This is a genomic window from Bacillus sp. JJ722 (genome assembly GCF_036963345.1).
In the GTDB taxonomy this organism is placed as follows: Bacteria; Bacillota; Bacilli; order Bacillales; family DSM-1321; genus Bacillus_AD.
Map to the genome: position 1 here is coordinate 31,206 of NZ_JBALMO010000065.1, position 1,619 is coordinate 32,824.

The window sequence follows — 1,619 nt, forward strand, 5'->3', positions numbered from 1 at the left end:
TTAAGTGCCAGTAAGAACCCGATTGGTTCAACTAATAAACGGTGGAGGATGGACGAAAACCCCCACCGATTAAAGTTTCACTTTATAAGAAAGACATAGTCCTGAGAGGAGGTAATGCTATGAAAGAGCAAAATGATAAAGAAGTTGCAAATTTCGATGAAGCCTTTTTGTTAAAAGCGTTAAGAGATGAAGAGTTAGATCAATTTAGGCAAGAATTTATGGAACTTCATCCATATGACCAAGCTAAGTTTTTCGCAAAGCTTGAAATGGAAGAACGATGGAAAATTTATCATTTTCTTTCTCCGGAAGAAATGGCTGAAATGTTTGAGAACTTGAAATCGAATGAAGAAGAGTATCAAGAGTTTCTTGAAGAAATGAATCCTTCTTATGCCGCGGATATGCTGGCTCATATGTATGCCGATGACGCAGTAGACGTATTAAATGAACTTGATAAAGAGCAAGTTGTTACGTATTTAACCATAATGGATAATGAAGCAGCTCAAGAAATTAGAGAGTTGTTACATTACGAAGAATATACGGCCGGAAGTATTATGACTACGGAATTTATTTCGATTTCGGCAAATCAAACAGTACGTTCAGCCATGTATATCTTGAAGAAAGAAGCTCCTCAAGCTGAGACGATTTATTATGTGTTTGTTGTAGATGAAGATAAAAAGCTAGTAGGTGTTATTTCTTTACGTGATTTAATTGTAAGTGACGATGATATGATGATTTCAGAAGTGATGAATGATCGTGTTGTTAGTGTATCCGTTAGTGAGGACCAAGAAGAAGTTGCTCGAACAATGAAAGATTACAACTTCTTAGCAGTTCCTGTTGTCGATTTCCAAAATCATCTTTTAGGGATTATTACTGTCGATGATATTATGGATGTTATGGATGAAGAAGCATCGGATGACTACTCTAAATTAGCTGGTATTTCTGATTTAGATAAAGTCGACCGAAATCCTTTTGGTGCGGCAAAGAAACGTTTGCCTTGGTTGGTCATTCTTTTATTTCTTGGTATGTTTACGGCTAGTTTAATTGGACGTTTTGAAGATACATTGAATCAGAAAGCAATATTAGCAATTTTTATACCATTAATTGCTGGTATGGCTGGAAACTCTGGAACACAAGCACTTGCAGTAGCTGTGCGTGGTATTGCTACTGGTGATTTAGAGCAAGAAAGTAAATGGAAGCTTATTGTTAGAGAAGCTGGAACCGGATTAATTACAGGTGCAACTTGTGGAATTCTAATTACGATTGTTATTTACTTCTGGCACGGCGATTTAGTATTAGGTTTTTTAGTAGGATTATCGATTTTATCAACATTGATTGTAGCTACATTAGCTGGTTCACTTGTACCACTTCTTATGCATAAAATGAATATCGATCCCGCTGTCGCATCGGGACCATTTATTACAACGATTAATGATATTATTAGTATTTTAATTTATTTTGGTATGGCGACAATGTTTATGAGTTATTTGAACTAAGAAAAGCGTAAGCACCCGGCTTAGCTCCGTATGGACTGGAGCCCATCGACTGAGATAAAGGAAACATGAAGACTGATAAGCGATTCGATGTGTCTAGCTGCATCGGCCAGCCCCTCGAGGTCATAA

1 protein-coding gene is annotated in these 1,619 nt (G+C 36.9%); it reads left to right on the forward strand.

What is annotated here, in order from left to right:
• The first annotated feature begins 119 nt into the window (after positions 1–119).
• Positions 120–1,493, forward strand: a complete 1,374-nt coding sequence (mgtE, locus tag V7014_RS09670) for a magnesium transporter (RefSeq protein ID WP_335506534.1) — start codon at positions 120–122, stop codon at positions 1,491–1,493.
• Positions 1,494–1,619 lie beyond the last annotated feature (126 nt).

Bases quoted from the DNA above. Each gene is read 5' to 3' on its own strand.
- mgtE (WP_335506534.1), top strand. From the start codon at position 120: ATGAAAGAGCAAAATGATAAAGAAGTTGCAAATTTCGATGAAGCCTTT.